This window comes from Asanoa ferruginea, assembly GCF_003387075.1.
In the GTDB taxonomy this organism is placed as follows: Bacteria; Actinomycetota; Actinomycetes; order Mycobacteriales; family Micromonosporaceae; genus Asanoa; species Asanoa ferruginea.
The window spans coordinates 6,424,178-6,440,155 of sequence record NZ_QUMQ01000001.1; the positions used below are offsets into that span (position 1 = coordinate 6,424,178).

The window sequence follows — 15,978 nt, forward strand, 5'->3', positions numbered from 1 at the left end:
GGCCGCGCCGTTGCGGGTACCCGCTAAGACCAGTCAGCCACCCAGGTTGTGACAGGTCTCCGGGCATCCGTCACACGGAGCGGTGCTACCCGGTCTAAGAGGGTGAACGGAAATGCCGAACCTGGAAGGTTGAACACATGAAGATCGCAGTCATTGGCGGTACGGGCCTGATCGGCTCGCAGGTCGTGAAGATCCTCAACACCGGTGGGCACGAAGCGGTGCCGCTGTCCCCGTCGAACGGTGTCGACCTGCTCTCCGGCAAGGGTCTGGCCGAAGGCCTGGCCGGCGCCGATGTCGTCGTCAACCTGAGCAACTCGCCGACCTTCGACGAGGCCTCCCCGGCGTTCTTCCAGACGACGATGGACAACCTGCTGGCCGCGGCCGAGGACGCCGGTGTCGGCCACGCCGTCATCCTGTCCATCGTCGGTGCCGAGCTGGTGCCGGAGCTCGTCTACTACCAGGCCAAGGTGCTCCAGGAAGACATCCTGAAGGCCGGCCCGGTGCCCTACTCGATCGTGCGGGCCACGCAGTTCTTCGAGTTCACCGAGACGACGCTGTCCTGGACCTCCGACGAGAACACCGTGCGGCTGCCGGCCACGCTGATCCAGCCGATGGCCGCTTCCGACGTGGCGAAGGCCGTTGCCGACGTCATCGTGGGCAAGCCCTTGCAGGGCACTCGCGACGTGGCCGGGCCCGAGGTGTTCACGCTCGACGAGCTGGGCCGGATCACCCTCGCGGCCAAGGGCGACAAGCGCACCGTGGTGGTCGACGACACCGCCGGGATGTTCGCCGCCGTGCACGGTGACGCGATCATCGCCAAGGACGGCGCCGTGATCGCCAAGACCACCTACCGGGACTGGCTCGCCCGCTGACGGTCAAACCGGAGGCCCGCACGACCGACGGTCGTGCGGGCCTCTTCAGGCCGACTCGTAGATCCGCTGCCCGCCGATGACCGACAGCAGCTCCAGCCGCTCGTAGCTGGCCGTGCCCGGCGAGGCGGTGTAGACCACCAGTTGCTGTGACTGGTCGGGGTCGACCAGCCGCTGGCAGTCGAGCTCCAGCAGCCCGACCTGCGGGTGCTGGAGCCGGATCGGTCCGCAGTAGGTGCCGGCCACCGGATGCCCTTCCCAGAGGCCGGCGAACTCCGGGCTTGCGTCGAGCAAAGAATCCACAATGGATGAAGCCCGGGAACCCTTACCATCACGGGTGTACGAGGCGTGCAGGTCCGCGACGATCAGCCGGCCCTGCTCCGCCCGGTCCTCCTCGGGGTAGATCAGCCGCGTCGCGGGATCGGTGAACCAGCGGTAGTGCATGCTCCGCGCCAGTCCGGTGTGGACGCTCGCGTCGCCGAGCAACGCCACCGCCAGCCGAGTTTGCAGCATCGTCTCGCCGAGGTGCGAGACCACCTGCGCGGCGCTGTCCCGCAACCCGTCGAAGATCCGCAGCATCCCCGGATTGAGGTGGCCGGAAGAACCGGAGCGCGGTGTCGCGTACCCGCCGAGCTGGAAGAGGTGGTCGCGCTCCTCGAGCGAGAGCCGCAGGCCCCGGGCGAGGGCGCCGAGCATCTGTTCGGAGGGGTGCGGCCCACGCGGCTGCTCGAGCCGGCTGTAATAGTCGATCGACATGTCGCTGAGCACCGCGACCTCTTCCCGGCGCAGGCCCCTGGTCCGCCGCCGCTGCCCGCGCGGCAGCCCCACGTCTTCGGGTTGCAGCGCCTCCCGCCGGGTGCGCAGGTATTCAGCCAGCCGAGCGCGGTCCATCGTGGATTCCTTCCAGAACTGACTCGAGGCCGGCGGCCCGCAGCGAGTAGTCCCACAGCCGGGCCGCCTCGGCCTCGTCGCGGGCCGAGCGGTAGACCGGCAGCTCGGTCGGCGCACCGGTGAACTGGCCGATGCCGTCGGGGCCGTAGAGCCGGCCGCCCTGCGCCTGCGGGCTGGTGGCCGCGTAGAGGATGGGCAGCAGGCCCTGGTCGACGCCGTGCACCAGGACGCCCCACCTGGCCAGCCGGGTCATGATCTTCTCGTGCGGCGCGGGCTTGGCCCGGCCGAGGTTGGGGCCGGCGGCATACAGGCCGGTCAAGGTGGTGCCGGGGTGCGCCGCGTTGCTGACGATGCCCCAGCCGCCGGCCCGGCTGCGCCGGTCGAGTTCGAGGGCGAAGAACAGGTTCGCGAGCTTCGACTGCCCGTACGCCCGGACGCCCGAGTATTTCCGCTCGCCCTGCGGGTCGGCCCAGTTGAGCTTGGCCTGCCGGGCGGCACTGCTGGTGACCGTCGTCACCCGGGCCTGGCCGTCGCGCAAGAGCGGCAGCAGCCGGGTGGTGAGCGCGACGTGGCCGAGATAGTTGGTGCCGAACTGGAGTTCGTGGCCGTCCACCGTGGTGTGCCGGGTGGCGGGCGCCATCACTCCGGCGTTGTTGATCAGGATGTTGATCGGCCGGCCCTCGGCGATCAGACCGTCGGCGAGCGTGGCCACCGACGACAGCGAGGCCAGGTCGAGGGTGCGGAGGGAGACGTGTGCGCCGGGCACCTCGGTGCGGATGCGGCGCAGGACGGCCTCGCCCTTCTCGATGTCGCGGACGGCGAGCAGCACCTCCGCTCCGGCGGCGGCCAGCGCGGTGGCCAGGCCCAGGCCCAGCCCGCCGCTCGCCCCGGTCACCAGGGCGAGCCGCCCGGCCAGGTCGGGTGCCGCGAACGTCGTCATCTTCTTCACAACAACTCCAAGGTCAGCGATGTTTCTTCAACGCTGACGCGGTGGGGGTCGGACAACCATGTTCCGTTGATACAAGGCTTCAGCGGCGGTGCCAGCCGGTCAGCTTGGCCGGGTTGAGCACGATCCACAGGACGGCGACCCGGGCGCCGGTCGACTTGACGGCGATCACGGCGAGCGCCTGACCGCCGCGGCGCAGGGCCAGCCCGGCCCGGCCGTTGACCGCCTCGATGGTCAACTCGGTGCCGGGTCGCCCGCACAGCAGGTCGGCCACGAGCGCGGCGACGTCGGTGGCGCCGTGGATCGGGGCGAGCGCGGCCGGCACTGCGCCGCCGCCATCACACACGGCGATGGCGTCGGCTTCGAGGGCGGTCCGGAGCGCGGTGGGGTCGCCTAGCCGGCAGGCGTCGGCCAACCCGCGCACGGCACTGTCATGCCGATCGAGCATGGTCAGCGGCCGCTGGCTCGCCTCCGGTGACGAACGCCCGGCGCGGGTCCTGCACCGAGGCCAGCGAGACGATGTCGCGGCCGAACACCGCGGCGGTCAGCCAGACGGCCAGCACCCGGGCCTTGCGCTCCCAGCTCGGCACGGCCAGGACGTGGTAGCCCCGGTGCATCAGCCAGGCCGGCAGGCCCTTGATGACGATGCCCTTGTATTGGAAGATGCCGCGGCCGAGGCCCAGCGTGGCGACCGTGCCGAGGCTGTGGTGCAGGTATTGCTTCGGCTCCCGGCCGCGCAGGCTCCCCACGATGTTCTTCGCGAGCAGCTTGCCCTGCCGCACCGCGTGCTGCGCGTTGGGCACCGTCGCGACGCCGGGCCGGCCGGCGGCCAGGTCGGGCACCGCCGCGTCGTCGCCCGCGCCCCAGGCGTCGGGGATCGCCTCGCTGTCGGTGCCCACCCGCAGGTCGGCCCGCACGACGAGCATCCCGCGCGCGTCGATGGGCAGGTCGGTGTGGTTGCGCACCATCGGGTTGACGGCGTTGCCGACGGTCCACACGATCAGGTCTGAGTCGAACTCCTGGCCGTCGGAGAGCACCACGTGGCCGTCGGTCGCGGAGACGAGTTGGGCGTTGAGGTGCACCTGCGCGCCCCGTTTCTCCAGCGAGCGCACCACCCACTGCCCGGGCTTGTCGGTCACCTCCGGCAGGATCCGCCCGCGCGCCTCCACCAGGTGGAAGCGCACGTCGGCGGGGGAGAGCTCGGGGTAGAGCCTGGTCAGCGCGGTCGCCAGCGACAGCAGTTCGCCGAAGCCCTCGACGCCGGAGAACCCGCCGCCGACGAACGTCACGGTGAGCAGCTTCTCCCGCTGCGGGCCGGGCGCCAGCGTCGAGGCCCGGTCGAAGTTGGTCAGCAGCCGGTCGCGGATCGCGACCGCCTCCTCGACGTGCTTCATCCCGATCGCCGACTCGGCGATGCCGGGCACGCCGAGCTGGCGGGTCACCGCGCCGGCCGTGACCGCGATGATGTCGTAGGCCAGGGCGAACTCCGGGCCCTCGGCGGGCTGGATCGTGGCGGTGCGGTGGGCGTGGTCGACGTGGACGACCGAACCCGAGATGAGCGTGGTCTTGCGCAGGTGCCGGCGCTGCGAGACGGCGGCGTGCCGGGCCTCGACCGAGCCGGCCAGCACTTCCGGAAGAAACGGCTGATAGGTCATGTATGGCCGCGGGTCGACCACGACGACCCGCGCCTCGTCACGGCGGAGCTTCTTCTCCAGCTTCCAGGCCGTGTAGAACCCGGCATAGCCGCCGCCGACCACCAGAATCGTGCGCATGTGGTCCTCCGTTTCCTCGCAGTCGCCAGCTATGACCGGGCAGCACGCCGTTTTGTGACACTCACGAGAGCGCGCTGATCTTCGCCTGGTTCATCATCCACAGCACCTTATCGATGCCGTCGGCCGAGGTGGTGACCGTGAGCACCGCTTCCACCGCGCCGTCACGGTAGAGCAGGGCCGAGGTCTGGCCGTTGGTGTCGGCCCACCGGACCTCGATGCCCTCCCAGTACCAGGTGATCGCGGCCAGATACTTGGCGACGCGCTCGACACCGACCACCGGCCGGCGGGAGACCTTCGCCGCGCCGTTGCCGTCGGAAACGCTGGCCACGTCGGGTGCGAAGAGCCGTTCGAGGGCCGCCAGGTCGCCGGAGCGGGCGGCGGTGATGAACGTGGTCAGCAGTTCGCGCTGGGCTGCCGTGCTCACCGGGGTGCGCTTCTCGCTGGTCACGGATTTGCGGGCCCGGCTGACCAGTTGGCGCACGGCTGGCTCGGTGGACTGCAGGATGTCGGCGATCTGCCCATACGGGTAGTCGAAGGCCTCGCGGAGGACGTACGCCGCGCGCTCGTTGGGTGTCAGCTTTTCCATCAGCAGCAGGGCCGCGAACTCGAGGGCCTCGCCGCGCTCCGCGCCCAGATAGGGATCGGCGCTCGTGTCGACCGGCTCGGGCAGCCACGGCCCGATGTAGGTCTCGCGGCGTGACCGGGCGGACTGGAGCGAGTTGATGGCCAGCCGGGTCGTCGTGGTGGCCAGGAAGGCGGCCGGGTTGACGACCACGCTGCGGTCGGTCGTCTGCCAGCGCACCCACACGTCTTGCACCAGGTCTTCAGCTTCGGTCGCGCTGCTCAGCATTCGGTAGGCGATCCCGAACAACCGCGGCCGCACGCTCGTGAAGATCGCGGCGGCTGCCTCGAGATCATCGGCCCCAGCGGGCTCGACATTCACCCCGGAATCGGTCATCACACGCCCCCATCCGGTTACACCGCAGCCGTTCCAGTCACCATCCTCGGCCGAACCCCCGGCAAATACCAACATCGCACGGGACTGTCACAGAATCCGGGGCTGTCCGGTCTTCGCTGGTGACCGCAACTGATGGCAAACCGCGAGGAGCAGAACCATGACCGAGCAGAAGCCGACCGTCGTCCTCGTCCACGGCGCGTTCGCCGAGTCCGCGAGCTGGACCGGTGTCGTCGAACGGCTGCGGGCGCAGTCCGTCGACGTCGTCGCCGTGGCCAACCCGCTGCGCAGCCTGCCGGGCGACGCCGCCTACGTCCGCGACGTGCTGGCCACCATCGACGGGCCGGTCGTGCTGGTCGGCCACTCCTACGGCGGCATGGTGATCACCGAGGCCGCCGCCGGCTCCGACCAGGTGGCCGGGCTGGTCTACGTCTGCGCGTTCGCGCCCGCACAGGGCGAGTCCGCGTTCGACCTGTCGGGCAAGTTCCCCGGCAGCACCCTCGGCGCGGCGCTGGCCGCCTACCCGGTGACCACCGGCGGCAACGAGTTCGCCATCCGCCCCGAGTTGTTCCACCACCAGTTCGCCGCCGACGTGACCGCCGAGCAGGCCGCCGTGATGAGCGCGACCCAGCGCCCGGTCACCCAGGACGCGCTGACCGCGGGCCTGCCGACCAGCACGCCGGCCTGGACGTCGATCCCGTCGTGGTTCGTCTTCAGCGACCAGGACCTCAACATCCCGGTCGCCCTGCACCGCTTCATGGCCGACCGCGCCGCGGCCAAGGGCGTCGCCGAGCTGGCGGGGGCCTCGCACGCGCTCTCCGTCTCCGAGCCCGAGGCCGTGACGGCGTCGATCCTCGACGCGGTGCGCGCGGTGTCACCGCGCTAAAGCTTGAACTCGCTTCGCATCGAGGTGGCGGTGGCGGCGCAGCCGAGCAGCGGCAGCCGCAGGAGCTCCTCGGTGGTGCGCAGGATCGAGCACAGCGTGTAGGGCTGGGTCGCGTGCACACCGTTCGTCTTCGGCGAGATGACGATGGTGGGGATGTGGTTGTCGGTCGTGGTTCCCTCGTCCCAGGTGACGATCACGACCAGCCGCCCGGCCGTGTAGTCGGGGCCGGCGAGGATCCGCGGCAGCCACTGGCTCAGCCACTCGTCGCCGGACGCGACGAGCCGGTCCGGGCAGGGCGGCGCGCCGTGCATGTCATGACAGGCGTCGGGCGAGACGAAGGCGTACGCCGGAAGGTTTCCGCTCGTGACGTCGTCGTGCAGTGCGCCGCTGGTGAGGTCGCCGAGCGGGACGTGCCAGCGGCGGCAGTTGGCCGCCTCCCGGGTGTAGTAGGCGGCGGGCGTGTGCCGCACCAGGTAGCGGCCGTCGGCCGAGTTGGTGGAAGCGCAGGTGCCGGGCGCGGAGTCGGCGTAGTTACGCCACTCCCGCCCGGCCCGCGCGACCTGGGTGAGCACGTTGTCGGAGTCGATCGGGTGCGCCGCCGGGTCGGCGTCGTCGCAGATTCCGTGAGTGCTGCCGCTGGTCATCAGCAGGTAGGCCGCCAATGACGGGCACTGCGGCGGATAGCCGGCGTCCATGTTGGCGGCCGAGCCATATCGCTCCGCGAGCATGCTGATGTAGGGCGCGTCGGGGTTGCCGATCACCCGGTCGTAGGTCTCGTTCTCCTCCGCGATGACCAGCACCTTGGTGTCGGTCTGGACCTTCTGGGAAGCGCATCCGGCCGTCGCGAGCACGGCGGCGAGCACCGCCGTGATCGCCGTCAGTCGTCTGCGCATCCACTCAGCCGTTCGCGGTGTAGGCCCCGATGATCACGCCGGTGTCCGTCGTCGTGCAGTCCGTGAGCTCGAAGGCCGAGTCCGAGTCGGTGAACAGCCTACGGCCGGTGCCCAGCACCAGCGGGTGGATGAGCAGCAGAAACTCGTCGACGAGGCGGTTACGCAGCAGCGAGCGGGCCAGCACCCCACTGCCCATGACGATCAGGTTCTCGGCGCGCTCCTCCTTCAGCCGGGCGACCGCGGTGGCGGCGTCGCCTTTGAGCAGCACGGAGTTTTCCCAGGGGAGCGGCTCGGCCAGCGTGGTCGAGGCGACATATTTCGTGGCCCGGGTTAGCGCGTCGGTGAACGGGTTCGGCCCCTGCTTGGGCCAGAAGTCGGCGAACTGGACGTAGGTCGTCCGCCCGGCCAGCAGCGACCACGGCCCCGCCATGTATCGGCCCATCGCCTGTTGCATCTTCGGATCCTGACGGCTGGTCGCCCAGCCACCGTGCCGGAAGCCGTCGCGGGTGTCCTCGTCGGCACCGCCGGGACCCTGCATGACCCCGTCGAGCGTCAGGTGTTCGATCGCGATGACCTTGCCCATGGTCAGCTCTCCTCGTCGTCGTGTGGGTGTTCCTCCACCTACACGAACGACCGGACGGCGATTCGACAGCGGGCGGCGCTATTGCCGGCGGACGTCGATCATCAGCGCGATCCCGAACGCCACGGCGATCACGACCGCGGTCAACGGCACGGCGATGCCGATGAACACGCCGGTGCTGATCACGGCGAGGCCCGCGGCCAGGGAGAGCAGTGCGGCGAGCGCGATCTTCCAGTCGTCGCCGATGATGAAGTCGTAGATGAAGCGGTAGACACCGCGCAACACGTTCATGCCGGACTCTCCAGGTGGACGCGGTCGGGTGCGGCGGGCGGGCGCCGCCGCACGCGGGGCAGGATCGCGACCAGCACGCGCGACCACAGCAGCCAGCCGGCCAGGATCGCCGCGAGCGCCCAGTCGCCGCCCGGCCACTCCAGGCTGGCACCCCCGTGCAACACGCCGAGCCCTTCGACCGCCCAGAACGTGCCATAGGTGGTCAGCAGCAGCCCGACGGCGTATTTGAGGGCGTTCTCCGGCACGGCGGACAGCGGGCGGGCCACGACACCGCCGATCCCGGCGACCACCACGCCCGCGCAGACCGCGGCGGCCGCGGCGACCGGCACGTCACCGGCGTTGAGGCCGAAGGTCACGACGATGAACACCACCTCTACGCCCTCGAGGAACACGCCCTTGAAGGAGACCACGAAGCCGAAAGCGTCGAGGCCGAACCGGGTTCGATGGCCGGCCACGGTGGCGGCCGCGGTCTGCGCGGCGAACGCCGAGTCTTCGTCATGGCGCGCCTTGAGCCCCGCGCTGCGCAGGATCGCCTTGCGCAACCACTGGAGCCCGAATATCAGCAGCAGCGTGCCCACCACGAGTTGCAGCACCGTGCGCGGCAGCCAGGTCGCGAGCGAGTAGCCGACGACCGCGCTGAACCCGACCAGCGCGACGACCGCGGCGGCGGTGCCGGCCATGGCCGAGCGCCAACCGCGGGTCAGCGCCATCGCGAGCACGATGGTGAGCGCCTCGACGAACTCGACGAACGCCGCGACGAAGGTGGCCGAGGCCAGGCCCCAGACCGCGTGGCCGCCCATCCGCCCACCTCCCTCGGCTTGCACCTACAACTTATAGGAGGTCGGCCGGGGTCAGCCTTCGGACTGGCGCCGCCAGGTCCACGCGGGCACCTCGCGGATCGGGTGCAGGTCGGCGTCGGTCTCGGCCAGCGAGTTCTGCTGCGCCACGTGGGCGCCGAACTCGACGTGCTCGCGGACCGCGGCCCGGAAGTCGGCGTCGTCGGGCAACCCCGCTTCGTCGATGGCTTCGAGGTAGGCCGCGACGAACCGCTCCCGCTGGGCGTCGGTGATCTTCAGGTGGCGGTGGACGTCGATGAGGTAGGCGAAGCCGAGCGCGGTGGAGAAGCGGTCGGGGCCGCCGAAGGACTCGGCGGTGAACCAGGTCAGGTGGTCGACGTGGTGGGGCTGCCGGACGGGGAACACCTCGCGCAGCACGGGATCGGCCAGGGCTTTGGCGTAGAACAGCTCTTCCAGGCGGTGCAGCGCCTCGTCCCCGCCGGCGAACTCGTAGAGCGTCGTCATCGCCCCGAACCCTATCGAACGCCCCCCGTTACCGTGGTACCTTGGTAACATGCCGAACGTGGAACGCACGCAGACCGGGCTCCGGATCGAGCGCAACACCCTCAAGGTGCTCAAGGCGCTCGCCGAATATCTCGATCTGTCCCTTGGCGACCTGGTGGAGGGCATGGCGCTGCACGCCTTCGAGGGCAAGCTGCCGTTCACGCCGGAAACCCTGACCAAGATCGATCAACTGAAGCAGGTGTACGACCTGCGCCTCACCGCGGCCGACGCGCACAAACTCGAGGAGCGGCAATGACCGAACGACGTCGCACGGCGACGGGCACCTTCACCATCGCGTTCCCGCCGCACGAGGCGTTCCGGCTGTTCACGGCGACCGGCGAGCGCGACTGGGCGCCCGGCTGGGACCCGCACTTCCCGGCGGCCACGACCGACGACACCGACCCCGGCACGGTCTTCGTCACCGACGCACACCACCACACCACGACCTGGGTGGTCGTCGAGCGCGACGAGGGCCGGCTGCTCCGTTACGCCCGCCTGCTTCCGGGCGTGACGGCGGGGACGGTCACGGTGGTCCTGCGCGCAGCCGGCGACGGGTCAGCGGTGACGGTGACCTACGACCTCACCGCGCTCACCGACGAAGCCGCCCGTGACCTGGACGGCTTCGTCACCGGCTTCGCGGCCTATCTCGAGTCGTGGCAGCGGGCCATCGGTCAGCTCAGCCGACCAGGTCGTTAGCGCTCCGCAGCACGGGATGGGTGATCAGGGCCGCGACATCGAGCGGCTCCGGCGTGCTGACCCGGAAGGTCACCTCCTCGCCGGGCAGCAGCGTCACCATGCCGTCGTCGACCCGTGCGTCGGGATGCAGGTGGTCGACCAGCAGCGTCAGGTCTTTGACCAGTGCGCCGGCCCGCACCACCACGGCGTAGCCGCCGGCGGCCGGCCGCACCGAGGCCTCGACCGCGTCGGCGGCCAGGTCGAGCACCGGGTCCTCGACGAAATACCAGAAGGCCCGCTCGCCCGTGCCGAGGGTGACGACCACGAACTCGCCGGCCGGGTCGTCGGGAGCGAACACGTCGGCTGCCAGCGCGACCGTGGCCGCACCGCGCGGCGGCACGCTCAACTCCGCCGCGCACGACGCGAGCGGCTTGCCGTCAAGGGTCATCCGCACCGCGTGCGCGGCCGTCCGCCACGCCTCGGCGTGGTCATTGTGGACGGTCAGCGCCGCCGGGCGCACCGAGGCGAAGCGGTCGGCGAACACGGCGCGGAGGGCGTGCCAGAGCGGCTTGCGGATGCCGCGCGAGTCGACCGCCGACCACGACACCACCGGCCAGCAGTCGTTGAGCTGCCACAGGACGGCGCCGGTGTTGAGCGGGAACAGCGAGCGGAAATGGGTGATGCCGAAGCGGATGGCGCGGGCCTGGTTGAGCTGGGTCGCCCAGTGCCAGTCGACGAACTCGGCCGGGATCAGCAGATGGTCGCCGAGCCCGCGTTCCAGTTTTCCGTTGCCGTCGACGGCCTTCTGGTGCACGAGCATCTGCGGCCCGTGCGGCGAGGCGGGGGAGTCGTGCACCACCGCGCGCAGGGTGGAGATGGCCGGCGGGCCCTGGAAGCCGAACTCGGCGACGAACCGGGGCCGGTGGTTCGCGTACACCGTGTAGTCGTCGGTGTTCCACACGTCCCAGATGTGCATCGTCCCGTTGGACTCGTCGTTGGGATGCAGGTAGGGATCGATCGACGACGGGCTGCCGGGTGAGTAGGGCGTGCCGGGCGCGAGTTCGGCGACGATCCGCGGGAACAGCTCGGTGTAGTAGCCGTCACCCCAGGTCGCGCCGCGGAGCTGGGCCCGCCAGCCCCAGGACGCGTACCCCCAGAGGTTTTCGTTTCCGCCGTTGAACAGGGCCAGGCTGGCGTGCCCGGCGAGCCGCGCGACCGCCTCGCGGGCCTCGGCCTCGACCTCGCCGGCCAGCGGCTCCTCCTCGGCGTAGGCCGCGCAGGCCAGCAGGAAGTCCTGCCAGACGAGGAGGCCCTTCGTGTCGCAGGCGGCGTAGAAGTCTTCGGACTCGTAGACGCCGCCACCCCAGACCCGCAGCAGGTTGACGTTGGCCTCGACGGCGTCGTCGAGCGCGCGGTCGAGGTCGGCCGCGGTGATGCTCGGCAGGTAGGAGCTGTTCGGGATCCAGTTGACGCCGCGGACGTAGACGTCGCTGCCGTTGACGGCCAACCGGAACGGGTTGCCGACCTCGTCGGGCGTCGTGTCGAGCGTGACGCTGCGGAAGCCGACCCGGGCCGACCGCCGGTCGAGCACGGTCCCGTCAGCGACGAGTTCCAGCTCGACGTCGTAGAGCGGCTGATCGCCGTGGCCGCGCGGCCACCAGGGCGCGGCGTCGGGCACGGCCAGCGTCAGGTGCGCGCGGTCGCCCGACACCGCTGCCGTTCCGGCGGCGCCGCCGACCCGCACCCGGACCGTGAGGTCGGTCGCGCCGGCCGTCTCGACCTCGACGTGCAGGTCGAGTCCACAACCCTCGGTGGCCGTGTAGGACGTCAGCGGCCGCAGCACGGCGATGCGGGCGGCCGACCAGCTCTCGACCGCGATCGACCGCCAGATCCCGGCGGTGACGATCTCCGGACCCCAGTCCCAGCCGAAGTGGTAGGCCGGCTTGCGGATCGCGTTGAACGGATGCGCGCGGTCGACCAGCGGCCGCGGCCCGAGCACCGCCGCCGCTTCCCGCGCCGTGCGCGCGGCCGACGCGAACACGATCCGCAGCTCGTTGACGCCGGCCCGCAACACGTCGCCGACGTCGAAGCGGTAGGTCCGGTGGTGGTTGGCCGTCCGGGCCACCTCGACGTCGTTGAGCCAGATGGTCGCGACCGTGTCGAGGCCCTCGGCCACCAGGTCGTGCCGGTCGTGTTCACCCGGGTCGAACGTGAACGACCGCCGGTATTCCCAGTCGGTCCAGCCGATCCAGGTGAGCGCGGGCTCGTTGGTCGCATCGAACGGGTCCGGGATCAGGCCGGCGGCGAGCAGGTCGGTGTGCACCACGCCGGGCACCGTTGCCGGAACGCCCGCGCGCAGGTCGTCGGCGAGCTCCGCCGGGACGGGCCCGGCGCCGGCGTGCAGCGTCCAGGTGCCGTCGAGTAGTCGCATCATGACGCGCTCCCCACCGTGACCACACCGTCGACGGCCGCGACCGGCTGACCGTCGACCGTGACCGTGAAACCGTCGGGCCTGCACGCGACGTCGATGACCCGGCCGCGGAACCGCAGCCCGCGCAGCGTGACCGTGCCGGGTGCCGGCGGCGGCGCGATGACCAGGCTGCCGTCGGCCTGCGGCCGCACGCCGGCGAGCCCGAGCAGGATGGCCTCGGCGCCGGCCAGCCCGGCGATGACGTTGGCCCGGCGGCCGACCGGTGGTGCGGCGGGCCGGTCGGAGTAGTGCTCCTGCGGGAAGTACGGATAGTGCTCGCCCATCCACAGCAGCCGGGACAGCACGGTCCAGGCCAGCTCGTGCTCGCCGCGCTCCCACAGGGTCAGGGCGAGCTGCGGTGCCTCGCCGGTGTAGGCGCCGGCGCCGGACCAGTCGGTGTCGCCGACCTCGTAGTGCCGCTCGTCCTCGGCGCTGACGCTGCTCACCCCGTAGGCGCCGAGGAACGCGCCCGGCCGCACCTGGGCGATCAGCTCGGCAGCCATCTCCGGGGTGCAGGCGCCGGCGCGGAGGGCGTCGAAGGCCTGCACCGAGTACGCCAGCTCGGTGTGCCCGTCCGGATAGCGGCTGCGGAACCACTTCGCGTCGGGATCCCAGAGCTGCTCGGCGATCGCGGTGCGGATCCGGGCGGCGGTGGCCCGCAACTCGTCGACCGGCAGCGCCGCGCCGGCGGCCTCGGCCAGCGTGGCCAGCGCCTCGAGGTAGGCGGCGCGCTCGGCGTTCGGGCTCGCCACCACGTGCTCCCAGCCGGCGCCGCGCATCTCCAGCAGGTTGTGCTGGGTGCCGTAGTCGCGCAGCTCGCCGGCCGCCGGGAAGCGGGCGTCGAGGGTGGCGACCGCGTCGTGCAGCCGCTCGACCAGGCCCGGCGCCAGCCCGCGCTGGCTGGCCACCGCGGTCGCCAGGGTGACCAGCGACCAGCCGCTGTAGGCGTAGGCGACGCCCAGCCCGGTGCCGTCGGGCGCGATCGCGTAGTGCCGGGTCAGGTCGGCCTTCAGCATCGCTTCGAGCAACTCGGTCGCGGTGTCGCCGAGCATCAGCGTGAGCAGGTGCGGCGCGTAGCCGCCGGTGTCCCACATGTAGGCGCACAGCGCGCCACCGTCCACACCGGACGTGGCGACGAACGGGTTGGTGATGAAGGCGGGGTTGTCCCAGAGGCAGACCAGCCCGCTGGCCAGGCTCCGGTGCCAGTAGTCGGCCAACCCGGGGATGTCGGTCTCGAGCCGGGGGAGCGCGTCGAGCGCGGTGGCCAGCCGCCGGTCCCACCGCTCGCTGGCCAGGCCCGCGGCATCCGGCGCGACACGCCCGTCGCCCAGCGCCACGGTCAGCGTGTACTCCGCCCGGCCACCCGCCGGCACCAGCTTGGACAGGTCGTCGTGCGCCAGCGTGAGCGGCTCGTCGCCGGTCGGCGACGGCGGCATCCAGCCCCACTCGGCCAGCGGCACCCGGCCCGGCCGCCCGGTCGTCAGCGCGGGCCGCAGCGTCACCGAGGCGGGCTGGTCGGCCCGGTTCTCGACGGTGACCTCGAGGACGTAGCCGCCGACGCCGTGCAGGGGAGTCAGGCGGCTCGACACGCCGAGCGAGACCAGGTGACCGTCGTCGTACTGGTGGAACGTGCCGTGCCGGTCCACCCGGTCCGGTCGCCAGGTGCCGCCGGCGGCGAGCAGGCCGAGGCCGAAGCCGGCGATGCCGGGCCGGACGCCGTCGCTGACCTCGCGGCCGTCGACGTCGAAGGTGAGGGTGAGCGCGCTGTCCGGTGCCGCGTAGGGCGGCGCGAAGCAACCGCCGACCCCGCAGACCGTGCCGGCCCGGGCGACGACCGACGTCCAGCCGCTGGTGACCCAGACGTTGGCGGGCGCCATGTGCGCGCGGAGGTCGAACGAGAAATCGTGCAGTGAATAGCCTGCGGGCATGCCGGTTCCTCAGGTGTCCGTGTGCGGATGAGATGCGAAGCGAGGCACCAACGGCGACCGGCGAGGCCCGTAACGACTCGGTGCGCCGAGCCTGCCATTTCCTTGTGGCGCTGTGCAAATGCCCGCCCGGCATCCGGCCGGTTACGGGATTGTTTCGCGGAGGCATTGCGGTTGGACCGGTCCACTGCTAGCGTCCGGCACAGGCGTTGGACCGCTCCAACGCGACCGGCGAATTGCGATCACTTGGTGTCTCCCGCGGCGGAGGCGCGTACCACAATGGAGCGACCCAGTTCATCGCTGCCACCACGGAGGACCGACATGCCCAAGCTGACGATTCGCGACATCGCGCAGCTTGCCGGGTTGTCCAAGAGCACGGTCTCACTCGTGCTCAACAACAGCCCGAAGGTCGACCCGGCCACTCGCGACCGGGTCCTCGAAGTGATGCGCAGCCACAACTACACCCCGAGCACCGCCGCGACGGCGTTGGCGAAGGGACGCACACCGTTCATCGGGATGATCGTGCCGGGCCTGACCTGGCACATGGTCGCCGCCGTCAACTGGGGCGTCGCGTCGGTGATAGAGCAGTCGCCGTACGAGATCATCCTCTACACCAGCACCAACGAGAAGGACTACTCGTCGCTCGTGGAGCGGATCAGGGCATCCGGGTTGTCGGCCGGCCTACTGGTCGTCACCCACGACCAGCCGCTCGATCCGCTGGAGAAGCTGCACCGGGCGGGCCTGCCGGTGGTGCTGGTCAACACCCTCGGCACGCCGTCGACCCTGCCGTCCGTGCAGGCCGACAACTACGAGGGGACCCGCACCGCGCTGCGCCACCTGGCCGAGCTCGGACACACCAGGATCGCCTGCGTGCAGGGCCTGATGGCCTACGAGTGCTGCCAGGAGCGCTACCGCGGCTATCTCGACGGGCTGTCCAATGCCGGGATCGAGGCCGATCCGGAGCTGACCGTCGACGGCAGCTTCCACCCGCCGACGATCCGGGAGCGGGTGACCGAGTTGCTCGCCCGGCGCGACCGGCCCACCGCGATCGTCGCGCAGAACGACAACACCGCGTACGCGGTCATGCAGGCGGTGATCGACTGCGGCCTGCGCGTGCCGCAGGACGTCTCCGTCGTCGGCTTCGACGACATCGCCTCGTCGGCGGACACCCATCCGCCGTTGACCACGGTGCGGCAACCCTTCCCCGAGATGGGTAAGGCCGCCGCACGGCTGCTGCTGGAGACGATCGACGGTGCCACCGGCGACGCCGGGCCCGTGCGGATGTCGACCAGCCTGATCGTCCGCGAGAGCACCGCCCGCGCGGCGAAGAAGCCCTTCCGCAAGGCCCGACCGCCGGCCGCCGGCCCCGACGCCGCACCACGCACGTGGAGCGGGCTCGGCCCCAACGTCAGCAGAACCTCCTAGCAACCACCCCCACTTCACCAGCTGCTCTGTCGACAAGGGACAGAGGGCCTGGTGAAGCGC

General features: G+C 71.1%; 17 protein-coding genes. 5 read left to right on the plus strand and 12 right to left on the minus strand.

The features are described 5' to 3' along the window. Window positions 1-137: 137 nt before the first annotated feature. Window positions 138-872: an SDR family oxidoreductase gene (locus DFJ67_RS29975; RefSeq protein WP_116071221.1), complete on the plus strand. Its 735-nt coding sequence runs from the start codon at window positions 138-140 to the stop codon at window positions 870-872. Between the two features lie 45 nt (window positions 873-917). On the opposite strand, the gene DFJ67_RS29980 is transcribed toward DFJ67_RS29975, so the two are convergent. The 5 genes from DFJ67_RS29980 to DFJ67_RS30000 all read right to left on the minus strand — a co-directional run bounded on the left by DFJ67_RS29980 (window position 918) and on the right by DFJ67_RS30000 (window position 5,436). Further along, entirely contained in the window at window positions 918-1,760 is an 843-nt protein-coding gene (locus DFJ67_RS29980) for a helix-turn-helix transcriptional regulator (RefSeq protein ID WP_116071223.1), read from the minus strand. Continuing rightward, window positions 1,738-2,700, minus strand: a complete 963-nt coding sequence (locus DFJ67_RS29985; protein ID WP_116076800.1) for an SDR family oxidoreductase — start codon at window positions 2,698-2,700, stop codon at window positions 1,738-1,740. Before DFJ67_RS29985 ends, DFJ67_RS29980 begins: the two co-directional genes overlap by 23 nt. An 88-nt stretch (window positions 2,701-2,788) precedes the next feature. Next, window positions 2,789-3,154, minus strand: a complete 366-nt coding sequence (locus DFJ67_RS29990) for a sigma-70 family RNA polymerase sigma factor family protein (protein ID WP_116071225.1) — start codon at window positions 3,152-3,154, stop codon at window positions 2,789-2,791. Continuing rightward, a complete protein-coding gene (locus tag DFJ67_RS29995) occupies window positions 3,138-4,478 on the minus strand; it encodes an NAD(P)/FAD-dependent oxidoreductase (protein WP_116071227.1) in 1,341 nt (446 codons plus the stop codon). The genes DFJ67_RS29990 and DFJ67_RS29995 overlap by 17 nt, the downstream gene beginning before the upstream one ends. 61 nt (window positions 4,479-4,539) lie before the next feature. Next, window positions 4,540-5,436 (minus strand): sigma-70 family RNA polymerase sigma factor, encoded by an 897-nt coding sequence (locus DFJ67_RS30000; protein WP_116071229.1) that lies wholly within the window; start codon window positions 5,434-5,436, stop codon window positions 4,540-4,542. A gap of 157 nt (window positions 5,437-5,593) precedes the next feature. Between DFJ67_RS30000 and DFJ67_RS30005 the strand changes: the two genes are divergently transcribed. Next, entirely contained in the window at window positions 5,594-6,319 is a 726-nt protein-coding gene (locus tag DFJ67_RS30005; protein WP_116071231.1) for an alpha/beta fold hydrolase, read from the plus strand. Here DFJ67_RS30005 and DFJ67_RS30010 read toward each other — a convergent pair. The 5 genes from DFJ67_RS30010 to DFJ67_RS30030 all read right to left on the minus strand — a co-directional run bounded on the left by DFJ67_RS30010 (window position 6,316) and on the right by DFJ67_RS30030 (window position 9,384). Further along, the gene (locus DFJ67_RS30010) at window positions 6,316-7,212 is read right to left on the minus strand and encodes an alkaline phosphatase family protein (protein WP_116071233.1); all 897 of its coding nucleotides are present in this window, start codon (window positions 7,210-7,212) and stop codon (window positions 6,316-6,318) included. The genes DFJ67_RS30005 and DFJ67_RS30010 overlap by 4 nt on opposite strands. Window positions 7,213-7,216: 4 nt before the next feature. Then, window positions 7,217-7,795 carry a dihydrofolate reductase family protein gene (locus DFJ67_RS30015; protein WP_116071235.1) on the minus strand — a complete coding sequence of 193 codons (579 nt, stop codon included), beginning with the start codon at window positions 7,793-7,795 and terminating at the stop codon, window positions 7,217-7,219. A 78-nt stretch (window positions 7,796-7,873) separates the two neighbouring features. Next, a complete protein-coding gene (locus DFJ67_RS30020; protein ID WP_116071237.1) occupies window positions 7,874-8,083 on the minus strand; it encodes a hypothetical protein in 210 nt (69 codons plus the stop codon). After that, window positions 8,080-8,883, minus strand: coding sequence for a TMEM165/GDT1 family protein (locus DFJ67_RS30025; protein ID WP_116071239.1), 804 nt, complete (start codon window positions 8,881-8,883; stop codon window positions 8,080-8,082). Before DFJ67_RS30025 ends, DFJ67_RS30020 begins: the two co-directional genes overlap by 4 nt. A 51-nt stretch (window positions 8,884-8,934) precedes the next feature. After that, complete coding sequence (locus tag DFJ67_RS30030) at window positions 8,935-9,384, minus strand: group II truncated hemoglobin (protein ID WP_116071241.1); 450 nt, start codon at window positions 9,382-9,384, stop codon at window positions 8,935-8,937. Between the two features lie 49 nt (window positions 9,385-9,433). On the opposite strand from DFJ67_RS30030, the gene DFJ67_RS30035 reads away from it, so the two are divergent. Both DFJ67_RS30035 and DFJ67_RS30040 read left to right on the plus strand, forming a co-directional pair. Beyond that, window positions 9,434-9,679, plus strand: a complete 246-nt coding sequence (locus tag DFJ67_RS30035) for a hypothetical protein (protein WP_116071243.1) — start codon at window positions 9,434-9,436, stop codon at window positions 9,677-9,679. Continuing rightward, window positions 9,676-10,119, plus strand: a complete 444-nt coding sequence (locus tag DFJ67_RS30040) for an SRPBCC family protein (protein ID WP_116071245.1) — start codon at window positions 9,676-9,678, stop codon at window positions 10,117-10,119. Before DFJ67_RS30035 ends, DFJ67_RS30040 begins: the two co-directional genes overlap by 4 nt. Here the strand turns inward: DFJ67_RS30040 and DFJ67_RS30045 are convergent. Continuing rightward, a complete protein-coding gene (locus DFJ67_RS30045) occupies window positions 10,100-12,532 on the minus strand; it encodes a glycoside hydrolase family 2 protein (RefSeq protein ID WP_116071247.1) in 2,433 nt (810 codons plus the stop codon). The genes DFJ67_RS30040 and DFJ67_RS30045 overlap by 20 nt on opposite strands. After that, a complete protein-coding gene (locus tag DFJ67_RS30050; protein WP_116071249.1) occupies window positions 12,529-14,496 on the minus strand; it encodes an MGH1-like glycoside hydrolase domain-containing protein in 1,968 nt (655 codons plus the stop codon). The genes DFJ67_RS30045 and DFJ67_RS30050 overlap by 4 nt, the downstream gene beginning before the upstream one ends. A 318-nt stretch (window positions 14,497-14,814) precedes the next feature. Between DFJ67_RS30050 and DFJ67_RS30055 the strand changes: the two genes are divergently transcribed. Then, complete coding sequence (locus tag DFJ67_RS30055; protein WP_170216051.1) at window positions 14,815-15,918, plus strand: LacI family DNA-binding transcriptional regulator; 1,104 nt, start codon at window positions 14,815-14,817, stop codon at window positions 15,916-15,918. The last annotated feature ends 60 nt before the right edge of the window (window positions 15,919-15,978 follow it).